The sequence below is a fragment of the Ancylobacter sonchi genome, assembly GCF_018390695.1.
In the GTDB taxonomy this organism is placed as follows: Bacteria; Pseudomonadota; Alphaproteobacteria; order Rhizobiales; family Xanthobacteraceae; genus Ancylobacter; species Ancylobacter sonchi.
This window is the reverse complement of record NZ_JAHBGF010000033.1, coordinates 49,438-62,264: the sequence shown is the minus strand read 5'-3', so window position 1 is coordinate 62,264 and position 12,827 is coordinate 49,438. Positions and strand designations below refer to the sequence as shown.

The following is a 12,827-nucleotide window of genomic DNA, read 5'->3' as shown; positions in this document are numbered from 1 at the left end:
GTGAGGCAGAGCGCCACCGCCCGACGCGTCGCGCAGGAACAGCCGGCCGGACAACCGGCCGGCATTGTGCCGCCGCCGGATCGCCGCGATGCCCCGACCGGTTCCACCCCGCCGACGGCCGCCGACACGCCGGGCACCGCCCCGACACCGCCGGCCGCCAGCGGGCGCGACCTGCGGCTCGACCTGTTCCGCGGGCTGGCGCTGTGGTTCATCTTCCTCAACCACATCCCCAACAATGTGGTGAACTGGATCACCAACCGGAATTTCGGCTTCTCCGACGCCACGGAGATCTTCGTCTTCATCTCCGGCTACACCGCCGCCATGGTCTATGGGCGCGAGCTCGACCGCTCCGGCACGCTGGTGACCTCGGCACGCATCCTCAGGCGGGCCTGGCAGCTCTACATCGCCTTCATCTTCCTGTTCGTGATCTATCTCGCCGAGATCTCCTATGTCGTCGGCTCCTTCTCCAATCCGCTCTATGCCGAGGAGATGGGAGCGCTGCAGTTCCTCTCCGAGCCGGACGTGGCGCTGGTGCAGGCGCTGCTGCTGAAGTTCCGGCCGGCCAACATGGACGTGCTGCCGCTCTATATCGTGCTGCTCGCCGGCTTCCCCCCGGTGCTGTGGGCGCTGAAGCGCTGGCCGGACGCGACGCTCGCCGTCTCGGCGCTGGTCTATGCGCTGGCGCTCAATCTCGGCATCAACCTGCCCGGCTATCCCGACGACCGGATGTGGTTCTTCAACCCGTTCTGCTGGCAGCTGATGTTCGTGTTCGGCGGCTGGTGCGGGCTGGGAGGCAGCGACCGCCTCGCCGGGCTGATCCAGAACCGGCTGGTCGTGGCACTGGCGCTCGCCTATCTCGTCGTCTCGCTCGCCGTGGTGGTGAGCTGGTGGTGGCGCCCGCTGGAAGGGCTGGTGCCGGACGCGATCGGCTTGCTGATCTACCCGATCAGCAAGACCGACCTGTCGCCGCTGCGCTTCCTGCACTTCCTCGCCCTCGCCGTGGTGGTGGTGAAGCTGGTGCCGGTGGATGCGGCCTGGCTGCGCTCCCCGGCGCTGCGGCCGATGATCCTGTGTGGCCAGAACTCGCTGGAAGTGTTCTGCTTCGGCGTGTTCCTTTCTTTCGCCGCACATTTCGTGTTGAACGAGATCAATGGCTCGCTGACCATGCAGTTCATCATGAGCGCGGCGGGCATCTTCCTTATGGTGGCTCTCTCCGTGCTGTTGTCATGGTATGCTCGCGTGGAGCGCGAGATTGCCGCGCGGAAGTATGGGTAGACGGCGCGGATCGACGTGAAACGCACGACGCTCGGAGTGATACTGGCTTGCACGGCGTTCCTGGCGGGCGGCGCTACCGTCCCGGCGCGCGCCGAACCCGTCTGCGCCGCGCCTTCCGAGCTCACCCGTGCCGGCTTCGGCCTGCCGCGCCTCGCCAAATCGCTCGAGGACAAGACGCCAACCACCATACTGGTGCTGAACTCCTCGGCCACGGTCGAGAAGAAGCCCGCCAAGAGCACCGGCGCCGCCAAGGACGCGGTGCCCAAGCGCTTCCCGAGCTATATCGAGGAGATTCTGCGCGCCCGCTATCCCGATGGCGGCATCGTGGTGGCGACGCAGAACCAGCCGCGCGCCACCGCGCAGGCGATCCTCACCGTGCTGCCCGACCTTCTGCGCGTCAACAAGCCGGCGCTGCTGATCTGGCAGACCGGCACCTATGACGCCATTCTCGGCGTCGACACCGGCGCCTTCGGCGACGCGGTGAGCGACGGCATCCGTATCGCCCACGAGGCCAAGACCGACGTGATCCTCGTCGGCCCGCAATACAGCCCGCGCACCTCCTTCGCCTTCGACGTCGCGCCCTACACCAACACGCTGCAATGGACCGCTCGTGGCAACGGCGTGCCGTTCTTCGACCGCTACGACGTCATGCGCTACTGGCAGGACGAGGGCATCTTCGACCTCGACGCCGACCGCCCCTCCCCGACCCTGTTCGACGATGTGCATGGTTGCATCGGCCGGCTGCTGGTCGGCATGATCGCCGACGGGGTCGACAAGAAGACCCTCGGCTCCCGCTAACCCCAACCCCGACACCGCCAAGATGAACCTGACCCGCCTCGCGCTTCCGGGCCTCGTCGCTGCCACGCTCACCGTGACACTCGCCTTGCCGCTCGCCGGCACGCCGGCCGCCGCCGCCACTTTGCTGGCGCCGAGCTGCCCGGCCGGCAACGTGGCGCTGACCCGGCTCAGCCAGCCGCTGCCGCGCTTCGCCAAGGCGCTGCGCGAGGGCGGGCCGGTGAAGATCATCGCCATCGGCTCCTCCTCCACCGCCGGGGCGGGGGCGAGCTCGCGCGCGGCGAGCTATCCGAGCCGGCTGGAAGCGGCGCTGCGCCAGCGCTTCCCCGGCATCGAGCTCACCGTGGTCAATCGCGGCATCAACGGGCAGGACGCGCCGGAGATGCTGGCGCGCTTCGAGACCGACGTCGCGGCTGCGAGCCCGACGCTGGTGCTGTGGCAGGCCGGGGTGAACGCGCTGTTCCGCGCCAACGGGCTCGATACCGCCGAGGCGCTGCTGCGCGAGGCGATCGCCCGCACCCGCGCGCTCGGCGCCGACATCGTGATCATCGACCCGCAATATTCGCCCAAGGTGATCGGCGACCCGGAAGCGCTCGACATGCTGCGCCTGCAGCAGCGCGTCGCCGACGAGGAAGGGGTGGGCGTGTTCCACCGCTTCGCGCTGATGCGCGAATGGCACGAGGCGAAGGGGCTGGCCTTCGACGCCTTCACCTTCAAGGACGGCTTCCACATGAACGATTTCGGCTACGAGTGCTTCGCCAAGGGACTTGGCGGCTCGCTCGCGGCCAATGTCGACAGCCAGCTGCGCTCGGCGGATGTGAGCGGCCCGACCTCGCTGGCCAAGCCCGCCAAGGCGGGCGCCGCCATGACCGGCAGCGCCATTCCCGGCGCGGCAGCGCCGACCGGCAAGACCCCGGCGCCGGCGGCTACCGGCCCGGCGCCCGAAGGCCTGCCGGACAGCACGGCGACGCCGTGAACGCGGGCGGCGCCCCGGCGGCGCCGTCCTTCATGCAGGCTCGCCGACATGAGCCGGATGATCCGGCCGGACCGATCCTCGCGCTTCCGGTGGTAGCGAGGGCGGGACGGGATCGCACGATCCACCTGTTCCCCACATGAGTTTCGGCAGCGATTATGGTGAGGCGCGCCGTCATGCCAGAACGAGGGAAACCCCGGTGTCCGTCATCAGCCACATCACATTGGGAACGAACGACAAGGATCGGTCGGCAACGTTCTACGATGCCGTGCTGGGAGCCATCAGCTTCGCCCGGCTAGCCAAACCGCCGGAAAAGCCCCTCGCCTATGAGCGCGACGGCCAGATGCCGACCATCTACATCTACACGCCGGAGGACGGTCGCCCGGCGACATGGGGCAACGGTACGCATGTCGCCTTCGTCGCCGAGACCAAGGCCGCGGTGCGCGCCTTCCACGAACAGGCCCTGAAGCTGGGCGGACGGAGCGAAGGCGAACCCGGGCCGCGACCGCATTATGGGCCGAACTACTACGCGGCCTATGTGCGCGATCCCGACGGGAACAAGCTGCAGGCGGTCTGCTACGCGGCGGAGTGAGCGCCGATCACACCACCAGCGCGAGGGCGAAGCCGTCATAGCCCTTGGAGCCGACCGTCTGGACGGCGGTGGCGACGAGGCGCGGCTCGGCGGCGACCATCTCCATGAAGCGGCGGATGCCCACCACCGATTCGTCGGTGTTCGCGGGATCGGCGGCGCGCCCCTCGCGCACCACGTTGTCGGCGACGATCACCGTGCCCGGATGCGACAGCGCCAGCGCCGCCTCCAGATAATGCGGGTTGCCCGGCTTGTCGGCGTCGATGAACACGAAGTCGAACGGCGCCTCGCCGGCAGCGATCATCGCCGCCAGCGTCGTGCGGGCGGGGCCGACCCGCACCTCGACGCGATCAGCCAGACCGGCATGGGCGATGTTGGCGCGCGCCACCTCGGCATGGTGCGGGTCGAATTCCAGCGTGACCAGACGGCCGTCCTCCGGCAGGGCGCGGGCCAGCCAGATCGTCGAATAGCCGCCGAGCGTGCCGATCTCCAGGATGCGCCGGGCGCCGCGCATCATCGCCAGCAGCATCAGCAGCTTGCCCTGGTTCGGCGCGACGTTGATCGCCCTGAGGCCGGCGGCGTCGCTCGCTTCGAGCGCCGAGGCCAGGGCCGGGTCGGGCGGCAGCAGCGTGTCCTCGATCCAGTGGTCGACGCGCGACCACACCGCCTCGCTCATTCGTCGTCGCCGCGATCGGAGAAGGCGCCGCCGAAGCGCTTCATCACCGCCTCGCGGGCGGCGAGCACCTTCTTCTCGTAGTCGAGCGCCATCGGCTCGGTGAGCACGCTCTCAAGGCCGGCGAGCAGCGCCCACAGCGCCGGAACCTCCGCCTCGTCCTCGACGAACTCGGCCAGCGCGTCGCCGTCGCCATCGTCGACGGTGCGGGACAGGAACTCGAACAGCACCACCGCCACCGAGCGGTCGACGTGCAGGACGATCTCCTCGGACGACTTGTCGGTAGGGCCGGTGGACGGCTTGGCGGCCATGTGATGCTCTCCGCGTTTCACCCCATTCCTCTCATTTTCCGGGGCGCGGCGCCACACGCTTTCACATCAACTTGCTTTCACGCCGTCACCATGCTGCTAGACCCGGAAACACAGGAGAATCCCGGTGAGCGCAGAACAAGACCTCCACACGCTGCGCGACTTCCTGCGCTACGCCGTCAGCCGCTTCAACGCCGCCGAGCTCGGCTTCGGCCATGGCACCACCACCGCGCTCGACGAGGCCGCCTTCATCATCCTCGAGGCGCTGCACCTGCCGGTCGACGAGCTCGACCCCTGGCTCGACTGCCGCCTGACCGGCGGCGAGCGCGCCCGCCTCGCTTATCTGATCGAGGAGCGCTGCCGCACCCGCAAGCCGGCGGCCTATCTGCTCGGCCGCACCTATATTCGCGGCGTGCCTTTCAAGAGCGACGAGCGCGCCATCGTGCCCCGTTCCTTCATCGGCGAGCTGATGGCCGGCGACCTGTTCGGCGGCGAGGGCTTCTCGCTTGTGCCGGAGCCGGAGGCGGTCGGGCGGGTGCTGGACCTGTGCACCGGCTCGGGATGCCTCGCCATCCTCGCGGCGATGCTGTTCGAGAATGCCGCGGTGGACGCGGTCGACCTCTCGCCCGAGGCGCTGTCGCTGGCAGCGGAGAACGTGGCGCTGCACGAGATGCAGGACCGGGTGAGGTTGCACCAGGGCGACCTGTTCGCGCCGCTGAAGGGCAAGCGCTACGACCTGATCATCACCAACCCGCCCTATGTCGACGCCAAGACCTGCGCCGCGCTGCCGCCGGAGCATCGCCACGAGCCGATGCTGGCCTTCGCCGGCGGGCCGGACGGGCTCGATATCGTCCGGCGCATCCTCAGGGAGGCGCCGAAGCACCTCTCCCGCGACGGTGGCCTCATCTGCGAGATCGGCACCGACCGGGAGATACTGGAAGCCGAGTATCCCGAGCTGCCCTTCCTGTGGCTCGACACCGAGGACAGCGAGGGCGAGGTGTTCTGGCTGTCGGCCGGGGACTTCGCCGGGCGCTGAGGATTCGCGGAGCGCTCGGCGCCGGGGACAGACCGGAAATCGCCCGGCGGGTGCCGGATTTCGGCCACGGGCGGCGGGTGCTGTGCGCGGCAAAGCAACTGCCCGTGAGGAAGCCCATGCGCCGCCGTTCCACCCTCGCCTTCTCCGCCCCCATGCTTGCCGCTGTCGTCCTCGCCGCCTCCGCGCTCGCGCTGCCCGCGCGGGCGGCGACGCTGTGCACGGTGCTCGCCGACGCGGCGACCGGGAAGGTGCTGACGCAGGACGGACCCGGCTGCGAGGAGCGGGTGACGCCGGCCTCCACCTTCAAGATCCCGATCGCGCTGATGGGCTACGACGCCGGCATCCTCACCGACGCCCATGCGCCCTCCTGGCCCTACAAGCCGGGCTATCCCGCCTGGCGCAAGGAATGGAAGGCGGATGTCGACCCGACCTACTGGATGAAGGAATCGGTGGTCTGGTACTCGCAGGAGATCACCCGCAAGCTCGGCATGGCGCGCTTCCGCGCCTATGTCGACGGCTTCGGCTACGGCAACCGCGACGTCTCCGGCAACACCGGCAAGAAGGACGGCCTGACCGAATCCTGGCTCTCCACCTCGCTCGCCCTCTCGCCCAAGGAGCAGCTCGGCTTCCTCGGCCGCATGCTGCGCGGCGAATTGCCGGTGTCGAAGCGGGCGGTGGAGATGACCGGCGAGATCACCCGCGTCCCCACCACAGCCAATGGCTGGCAGGTGCACGGCAAGACCGGCATGGGCTTCGCCCGCGACGCCAAGGGCCAGCCGGTGCGCGGCCAGCCTTATGGCTGGTTCGTCGGCTGGGCGACGAAGGACGGGCGTTCGGTGACGTTCGCCCGGCTCGACCGCGACGCCGTGCGGCAGGAGACGCCGACCAGCTGGCGTGCCCGCGACGCCATGCTCGCCGAGCTGCCGGGGCTGCTCGACAAGGTGAAGTAGGCGGGGCACCTCTCGCGGGCGGCGGCCGGAAGCCGCCCGGGCAATTTGCACGCGCTCGCCTTTAAACCAAGGGATGATCGCCCCCCTTGATCGGATGAAACCACCACGCCCGGGTACAATATCGGCGGCGCGCGCTCCTGCGTAACCTTCTCCCATCGGCCGACCGTGATGGCGGCCCAATGGGAGAGCGCAGATGTACGCCCGGATGCTCATCGTCTTCGTGCTGTCCGGCGTGGTGGCGCTGAGCGTGATCGCGGCGCATGCGCCCGAGCCGTCGAACGCCGCGCCGGCGCCGCTGGTGGTGGCGAGTGCCGATGCCGGCTAGGGCGCGACCGCCGCGGCGCCGTCCGGCGGCGCCACTTCGCGGCGCCATGCCACGCGGGCGAACACCGCGACTGGCTCGCCATCGCCCCGGGGCATGTCGAGCGGGGCGCTGACCAGTTCGAGATCGTCGCCGTCGAGCGTGCAGTGGCGCAACTGCTCGGTGCCGATCCAGCGCGGGAACCAGGAGATGTCGACCCGGGTGACCAGCCGATCCGGCGGTTCGATCCGGTAGGTGCCGGAATAGGCGACGAGGTCGCGGAAGGCGGCCGCCTGCTCGGCCTCGGTGACCGGCGAAGGCCGGCCGGTCGGGGTGATCAGGGCGAAGAACCGCCCACCCGGATGCAGGAGGATGGTGCCCGCCGGATGCGGGCCGAACGGCTCCCACTGGCGGCCGGTCGACACCTCCTCGAAATGGAAGCTCCTGAGTATCCAGGCACCGAGCAGATCCGCCTCGCGCATCGCACCGCCCTCCGGCGGCGCCCGCAACCTCAGCCGCCCTTCATGCGCTCCAGAAGCGCCTGCGTCGGCCAGCAGTCAAGCGGCATGCCCCTCGCCTTCTGGTAGGCGCCGAGCGCGGCGCGGGTCTTCATGCCGGCCTTGCCGTCGACCTTCTCGGCGTAGAAGCCCTCGCGGGTGAGCACCTTCTGCATGAATTCGAGGTCGGTGGTCTTCACCAGCGCGATCGGCTGCCAGTCGCGGGCGAAGGGACGGTCGTCCTCGATGCGGTCGGCGAGGTGGCCGACATAGAGCACGTAGAGATCGGCGAAGTTGTAGTTCTTCAGCGCGAAATAGTTGGCCGGCGTCAGGAAGGCCGGGCCGAAGGGACCGGCCGGCATGATGATCGAGGCCGGGTCCTTCATCGCGGTGGGCGGGATGCGGCGGCCATCCGCCACCTTCACGCCGCTCTTCAGCCAGTCGGCGATCGGACGGGTGACGGCGGGCTCTGCCTGGGTGCAGTCGAAGCCGGCCGGTACCGCGATCTCGTAGGCCCAGCGCTTGCCGGGCTGCCAGCCCTCCTCGCGCAACAGGCTGGCGGTGGCGGCCAGCGCCTCCGGCACCGAGGTCCAGATATTGGCGGTGCCGTCGCCGTCGAGGTCGACGCCGTATTTCAGGTAGCCGGTCGGCATGAACTGGGTGAGGCCCATGGCGCCGGCCCAGGAGCTCTTCATCTCGGCGCGCCTCACATGGCCCTCGTCGAGGATCTTCAGCGCGGCGAGGAATTCGGCGCGGAACTCGTCCTTGCGGCGGCCGACATAGGCCTGCGTCGCCACGACGCGCAGCGCATCGTAGTTCAGCTTGGCGCCGCCATAGGAGGTCTCGCGCGCCCAGATGGCCAGCAGGATCGAGCCGGGCACGCCGAAGCGCCGCTCGATGGCGTCGAGCTGGCCGCGATATTGCGCGGCGAGCGCCCGGCCGCGCGACGCATAGGAGGCGATGGCCTTGTCGGAGAGATAGGCGGCCGGCGTCTGCACGAACTCGGCCTGCGCGCCCGGCTTCTGCGGCTTGCCGGGAATGGCGAGGTCGGGCAGCGAATAATCGGGCTCCAGCCCCTTGGTCTCGCGCTCGAAGGTGGCGCGGGAGATGCCCATCGCTTGAGCCGCCGGCCATTGCGCCGCCAGCCAGCGGTCGAAGGCGGCGTCGGCGTGGGCGGACGAGGACGCCCCGGCGATCGCGGACAGGGACAGGAGGGCGACGGCGAGGCGGGACAAGATGCGCATGCGCCCTACTTAGCGCAGCGGGAGCCGGCGCGGAAATCCTCCCCGTTCACGGTTGCGCGTGTCGGGACCGGGCGGCGCCGGGCGTCCTTGTAGTGCCGGCACGGATGCCGGCGGAAAGCGGGAGAGACACGATGGGACTGAGGCAGGCGATCACCCCCTATCTGTGGTTCGACAGCGAGGCCGAGGCGGCGGCGACGTTCTACGTCTCGGTGTTCCCCAATTCGCGCATCCTCACGGTGGCGCGCTATTCCGAACTCGGCCCCGGCCCGGAGGGCAGCGTGATGGCGGTGGTGTTCGAGCTCGACGGCGTGACGTTCGGCGCCATCAATGGCGGACCGACCTTCAAGCTCAGCGAGGCGACCTCCTTCCTGATCGACTGCCGGACGCAGGAGGAAATCGACTTCTACTGGGAGAAACTCGGCGCCGGCGGCCAATACCAGGCCTGCGGCTGGCTGAAGGACCGCTTCGGCCTGTCCTGGCAGGTGAACAGCCAGGAACTCGTCGAGAAGGCACATGCCGACCCCGCCACCTCGCGGCGGGTGATGGCGGCGATGATGGAGATGACGAAGATCGACCTCGCGACGCTGCGAAAGGCGGCGGAGGGGGCGTGAGGCACCCTCCACACCGGAGCTGGCACGCCGGGGCCGGCGCCGGAGTTGGCGCCGGGCCTGGCGCAGCGGGGCTTATCGCACCGCGACGATGAACAGGCGCGGGAAGCGCAGCAGCACCTTGCCGTCCACCCGCGCCGGATAGGCCTCGGCGATCCGCGCGGTGTAGGCGGCGAGGAAGGCGGCGCGCTCGCCGGCATCGAGCGGGTCGAGATAGGGCCGCAGCGCCGTCGACTTGAACCACTCGGCGATGGCGGCGGCGCCATCGAGCGCGTGCTGGTAGTGGGTGTGCCAGATCTCCACCCGCTGCGCCGCCGGCTTCAGCAGGTCGTAATAGGCACCGACCGAGGGCAGCTCGTCGCGGGTGGCGCCGGCGATCTTGCCTGCCCACGGCCCGTCCGTCGCCGTCTGCGCCATCAGCACATGCGAGGGCTCGGCGACGTTGTCGGGCATCTGCACAGCGAGCACACCGCCCTCGGGCAGCCCCTCCAGAAGGCGGCGCAGCACGGCGGGATGGTCCGGCACCCACTGGAACACCGCATTGCCGAAGATCAGGTCGGTGCCCGGCTCGGGCTGCCATGTCGCGACGTCGGCGACCTCGAAACGGGCGGCGGGCAGGCGCTCGCCGGCCTGCCTGACCATGTTGGGCGAAGAATCGATGCCGAGCACCTCGGCCTGCGGCCAGCGCTCCGCCAGCAGCTCGGTGGAATTGCCCGGCCCGCAGCCGATGTCGACGACGCGGCGCGGCGTCTCCAGCGGGATCTGCGCGACGAGATCGCGCGAGGGGCGCGTGCGCTCGTCGGCGAACTTCAGATAGAGGGCGGGGTTCCAGTCTTCGGCGGCGGCACGCAGGGTCATCGGCTCACTCTCTCACGATCTTGTCGGGCACGGCGGCAGGTTGGACGGCGGAAAGTCGGGCGGCCTCCTCGCGCAGCGCGGTCAGCACCGCCCGCTGCTGATGGCCGCCGCACAGCATGTGGAAGGTGCCGCTGACGGTCACCTCGTCATAGGCCTTCTCGATCTCGGCGAGGAAGGCATAGTCGTCCGGCCGGAACGCCGCGCCCATGTGCCAGCGGGCGATGAAGCCCCACAGCATCGACTGGGCGAGCAGGATCACGACATAGCGGATATGGGCGCGGCGGGCCGCAGGGTCCGTCACCTTGTCCCAGCCGCCGAGGCTATCCGCCGCGTCGCGCGACATCTTCAGATAGGTGTAGAAACGCACCGTGCTCTCGACGACATCCGGGTGCAGATTGCCGATGGTGGCGCCGGACGCATGGATGAAGGCGAAATAGCTCTCCTTGCGGGCGACATCGGCGAAACCGCCGGCGCCGGCGGCGGGATCGGCGTGGAGCGCCCGCCAGAAGCCGAGCATGTCCATGCTGTGCAGGCCGAATTGCAGCGCGCGGATCTCGGAGGAAAACAGCCGGATGCTGCCCTGACGCGTCGCGGTCAGCCGGATGATACCGCCGGCACAGGCAAGCGCGACGGCGATCCAGCCGGCGATCAGGGCGCTGCGGATCGACGGATCGGCGGCGCGCACGAACCACGCGAACGCCGCCGTCGCCACCAGGATGGCGACGAGGCCGAGACCGAGGTCCCAGCGGTTGAGGGCAAGGCGCCGGAGCGTTCGCATCGGCTGACCGCGGTCGGGTTGCGCTGGTTCGGGCTATAGCGCGTCCGGCCGCAGCGCGCGAGTCGCGAAAAGGCAGGCGGACGGCATCCATGACCGCTGCCGTGCCGACGGGGCCGGGCGTGGACGCCGCGCCCGGAAACGCAAAAGCCGGCGCGGGGAGCCCGGCGCCGGCTTTCGTCAGATGGAAGGACGACGGGCCGCCCCGCTTTCCCCGCGCCTCAGCGCGTCAGCTTCTTGTGCTTCATCCGGTGCGGGATGATGGCATCGACACCGAGGCGGCGCTTCTTGTCTTCCTCGTAGTCGTGGAAGTTGCCCTCGAACCACTCGACATGGCTGTCATCCTCATAGGCGAGGATGTGGGTGGCGATGCGGTCGAGGAAGAAGCGGTCATGCGAGATGATCACCGCGCAGCCGGCATAGTCTTCCAGCGCCTCTTCCAGCGCGCGCAGCGTCTCGACGTCGAGATCGTTGGTCGGTTCGTCCAACAGCAGGACATTCGCCCCCTGCTGCAAAATCCGCGCGAGGTGAACGCGGTTGCGCTCGCCGCCCGACAGCATGCCGACCTTCTTCTGCTGGTCGCCGCCCTTGAAGTTGAAGGCGCCGCAATAGGCGCGCGAATTGATCTCGCGCTTGCCGAGATAGAGGATCTCGTTGCCGCCGGAGACTTCCTCCCACACCGTCTTCTTGTCGTTCAGCGCGTCGCGGTTCTGGTCGACATAGCCGATCTGGACGCTGTCGCCGATGGTGATGGAGCCGGCATCGGGCTTTTCCAGCCCGGTGATCATGCGGAACAGCGTGGTCTTGCCGGCGCCGTTCGGCCCGATGACGCCGACGATGCCGCCCGGCGGCAGCTTGAACGACAGGTTGTCGATCAGCAGCCGGTCGCCGAACGACTTGCTGAGGCCGTTGAACTCGATGACGTTGTTGCCGAGGCGCTCGGCCACCGGAATAACGATCTGCGCGGTGGTCGGCGCCTTCTCCGACGCCTTCTTGACCAGTTCGTCATAGCGCTGGATACGCGCCTTGTTCTTGGCCTGGCGCGCCTTGGGGGACGCCGCCATCCACTCCTGCTCGGAGGCGAGCGCGCGCTGGCGGGCCTCGTCCTCACGGTTCTCCTGCGCCATGCGCTTGGTCTTCTGCGTCAGCCAGGAGGAGTAGTTGCCCTCATAGGGGATGCCGCGGCCGCGATCGAGCTCGAGGATCCAGCCGGTCACGTTGTCGAGGAAGTAGCGGTCATGGGTGACGATCAGGATCGCGCCCGGATAGTTCCGCAGATGGCCTTCCAGCCAGTTGGTGGTCTCGGCGTCGAGATGGTTGGTCGGCTCGTCGAGCAGCAGCAGCTCCGGCTGCGACAGCAAAAGCTGGCACAGCGCGACGCGGCGGCGTTCGCCGCCGGAAAGCTTGGTCACGTCGGAGCCCTCCTCGGGGCAGCCGAGAGCGTCCATCGCCTGGTCGATCTTGCTGTCGAGGTCCCACAGGCCCTGCGCCTCGATCTCGTCCTGGAGCGCGGTCATCTCGTCCGCGGTCTCGTCGGAATAGTTCATGGCGAGTTCGTTGTAGCGGTCGAGGATGCCCTTCTGCTTGGCAACGCCGAGCATGACGTTCTCGCGCACCGACAAGGCGGGATCGAGCTGCGGCTCCTGCGGCAGGTAGCCGACGCGCGCGCCCTCGGCGACCCAGGCCTCGCCGGTGAAGTCCTTGTCCATGCCGGCCATGATCTTCAGCAGCGTCGACTTGCCCGAGCCGTTCGGGCCGAGAATGCCGATCTTGGCCGTCGGGTAGAAGGAGAGGTGCACATTGTCGAGCACCTTCTTGCCGCCCGGATAGGCCTTGGTCATGCCGTGCATGTGGTAGACGTACTGGTAGGAAGCCATGAGCCAGATCCTGCGCATCTGCGCGTGGGGGGCGCGCGCCGCGGCTATGTGCCGACAGCGGGCCGTGG

15 protein-coding genes are annotated in these 12,827 nt (G+C 69.0%); 8 read left to right on the top strand and 7 right to left on the bottom strand.

The genetic code is table 11. The annotated features are described in order from the left end of the window. The 4 genes from KHC28_RS19890 (at window position 1) to KHC28_RS19875 (ending at window position 3,635) form a co-directional block, all read left to right on the top strand. Entirely contained in the window at window positions 1–1,275 is a 1,275-nt protein-coding gene (locus KHC28_RS19890) for an OpgC family protein (RefSeq protein ID WP_312893282.1), read from the top strand. A gap of 15 nt (window positions 1,276–1,290) precedes the next feature. After that, window positions 1,291–2,073: an SGNH/GDSL hydrolase family protein gene (locus KHC28_RS19885; protein WP_312893281.1), complete on the top strand. Its 783-nt coding sequence runs from the start codon at window positions 1,291–1,293 to the stop codon at window positions 2,071–2,073. Between the two features lie 22 nt (window positions 2,074–2,095). Further along, entirely contained in the window at window positions 2,096–3,046 is a 951-nt protein-coding gene (locus KHC28_RS19880; RefSeq protein WP_214010117.1) for an SGNH/GDSL hydrolase family protein, read from the top strand. A 196-nt stretch (window positions 3,047–3,242) separates the two neighbouring features. Next, window positions 3,243–3,635: a VOC family protein gene (locus tag KHC28_RS19875; protein ID WP_214010116.1), complete on the top strand. Its 393-nt coding sequence runs from the start codon at window positions 3,243–3,245 to the stop codon at window positions 3,633–3,635. 7 nt (window positions 3,636–3,642) lie between these two features. Here the strand turns inward: KHC28_RS19875 and KHC28_RS19870 are convergent, their stop codons facing one another. Both KHC28_RS19870 and KHC28_RS19865 read right to left on the bottom strand, forming a co-directional pair. Further along, window positions 3,643–4,308 (bottom strand): O-methyltransferase, encoded by a 666-nt coding sequence (locus KHC28_RS19870; RefSeq protein ID WP_214010115.1) that lies wholly within the window; start codon window positions 4,306–4,308, stop codon window positions 3,643–3,645. Beyond that, window positions 4,305–4,616, bottom strand: coding sequence for a hypothetical protein (locus tag KHC28_RS19865; RefSeq protein WP_214010114.1), 312 nt, complete (start codon window positions 4,614–4,616; stop codon window positions 4,305–4,307). The genes KHC28_RS19870 and KHC28_RS19865 overlap by 4 nt, the downstream gene beginning before the upstream one ends. 124 nt (window positions 4,617–4,740) lie before the next feature. Between KHC28_RS19865 and prmB the strand changes: the two genes are divergently transcribed. The 3 genes from prmB (at window position 4,741) to KHC28_RS27780 (ending at window position 6,924) form a co-directional block, all read left to right on the top strand. Then, window positions 4,741–5,649: a 50S ribosomal protein L3 N(5)-glutamine methyltransferase gene (prmB, locus tag KHC28_RS19860; protein ID WP_214010113.1), complete on the top strand. Its 909-nt coding sequence runs from the start codon at window positions 4,741–4,743 to the stop codon at window positions 5,647–5,649. A gap of 116 nt (window positions 5,650–5,765) precedes the next feature. Next, window positions 5,766–6,599, top strand: a complete 834-nt coding sequence (gene blaOXA / locus KHC28_RS19855; protein WP_246565040.1) for a class D beta-lactamase — start codon at window positions 5,766–5,768, stop codon at window positions 6,597–6,599. 193 nt (window positions 6,600–6,792) lie between these two features. Continuing rightward, window positions 6,793–6,924: a hypothetical protein gene (locus KHC28_RS27780; protein ID WP_281419138.1), complete on the top strand. Its 132-nt coding sequence runs from the start codon at window positions 6,793–6,795 to the stop codon at window positions 6,922–6,924. On the opposite strand, the gene KHC28_RS19850 is transcribed toward KHC28_RS27780, so the two are convergent. Together KHC28_RS19850 and KHC28_RS19845 are read right to left on the bottom strand one after the other, a co-directional pair. Continuing rightward, window positions 6,921–7,382 (bottom strand): lipocalin-like domain-containing protein, encoded by a 462-nt coding sequence (locus KHC28_RS19850; RefSeq protein WP_214010112.1) that lies wholly within the window; start codon window positions 7,380–7,382, stop codon window positions 6,921–6,923. The two genes, KHC28_RS27780 and KHC28_RS19850, sit on opposite strands and share 4 nt — an antisense overlap. A 29-nt stretch (window positions 7,383–7,411) precedes the next feature. Continuing rightward, complete coding sequence (locus KHC28_RS19845; protein WP_214010111.1) at window positions 7,412–8,641, bottom strand: lytic murein transglycosylase; 1,230 nt, start codon at window positions 8,639–8,641, stop codon at window positions 7,412–7,414. Window positions 8,642–8,772: 131 nt separating this feature from the next. Between KHC28_RS19845 and KHC28_RS19840 the strand changes: the two genes are divergently transcribed. Further along, entirely contained in the window at window positions 8,773–9,252 is a 480-nt protein-coding gene (locus KHC28_RS19840) for a VOC family protein (RefSeq protein ID WP_214010110.1), read from the top strand. Window positions 9,253–9,324: 72 nt separating this feature from the next. On the opposite strand, the gene tam is transcribed toward KHC28_RS19840, so the two are convergent. The 3 genes from tam to ettA all read right to left on the bottom strand — a co-directional run bounded on the left by tam (window position 9,325) and on the right by ettA (window position 12,759). Next, the gene (tam, locus tag KHC28_RS19835) at window positions 9,325–10,107 is read right to left on the bottom strand and encodes a trans-aconitate 2-methyltransferase (RefSeq protein WP_214010109.1); all 783 of its coding nucleotides are present in this window, start codon (window positions 10,105–10,107) and stop codon (window positions 9,325–9,327) included. 4 nt (window positions 10,108–10,111) lie between these two features. After that, complete coding sequence (locus KHC28_RS19830) at window positions 10,112–10,885, bottom strand: hypothetical protein (protein WP_214010108.1); 774 nt, start codon at window positions 10,883–10,885, stop codon at window positions 10,112–10,114. Between the two features lie 218 nt (window positions 10,886–11,103). Further along, a complete protein-coding gene (ettA, locus tag KHC28_RS19825; RefSeq protein ID WP_214010107.1) occupies window positions 11,104–12,759 on the bottom strand; it encodes an energy-dependent translational throttle protein EttA in 1,656 nt (551 codons plus the stop codon). Window positions 12,760–12,827: the final 68 nt, after the last annotated feature.

Excerpts from the sequence above, each read along its gene's own strand:
- tam (WP_214010109.1), bottom strand. The coding sequence starts at position 10,107 with ATGACCCTGCGTGCCGCCGCCGAAGACTGGAACCCCGCCCTCTATCTG.
- KHC28_RS19865 (WP_214010114.1), bottom strand. The coding sequence starts at position 4,616 with ATGGCCGCCAAGCCGTCCACCGGCCCTACCGACAAGTCGTCCGAGGAG.
- KHC28_RS19845 (WP_214010111.1), bottom strand. The coding sequence starts at position 8,641 with ATGCGCATCTTGTCCCGCCTCGCCGTCGCCCTCCTGTCCCTGTCCGCG.
- KHC28_RS19830 (WP_214010108.1), bottom strand. The coding sequence starts at position 10,885 with ATGCGAACGCTCCGGCGCCTTGCCCTCAACCGCTGGGACCTCGGTCTC.
- KHC28_RS19870 (WP_214010115.1), bottom strand. The coding sequence starts at position 4,308 with ATGAGCGAGGCGGTGTGGTCGCGCGTCGACCACTGGATCGAGGACACG.
- KHC28_RS19850 (WP_214010112.1), bottom strand. The coding sequence starts at position 7,382 with ATGCGCGAGGCGGATCTGCTCGGTGCCTGGATACTCAGGAGCTTCCAT.
- KHC28_RS19840 (WP_214010110.1), top strand. The coding sequence starts at position 8,773 with ATGGGACTGAGGCAGGCGATCACCCCCTATCTGTGGTTCGACAGCGAG.
- blaOXA (WP_246565040.1), top strand. The coding sequence starts at position 5,766 with ATGCGCCGCCGTTCCACCCTCGCCTTCTCCGCCCCCATGCTTGCCGCT.
- ettA (WP_214010107.1), bottom strand. The coding sequence starts at position 12,759 with ATGGCTTCCTACCAGTACGTCTACCACATGCACGGCATGACCAAGGCC.
- KHC28_RS19880 (WP_214010117.1), top strand. The coding sequence starts at position 2,096 with ATGAACCTGACCCGCCTCGCGCTTCCGGGCCTCGTCGCTGCCACGCTC.
- KHC28_RS27780 (WP_281419138.1), top strand. The coding sequence starts at position 6,793 with ATGTACGCCCGGATGCTCATCGTCTTCGTGCTGTCCGGCGTGGTGGCG.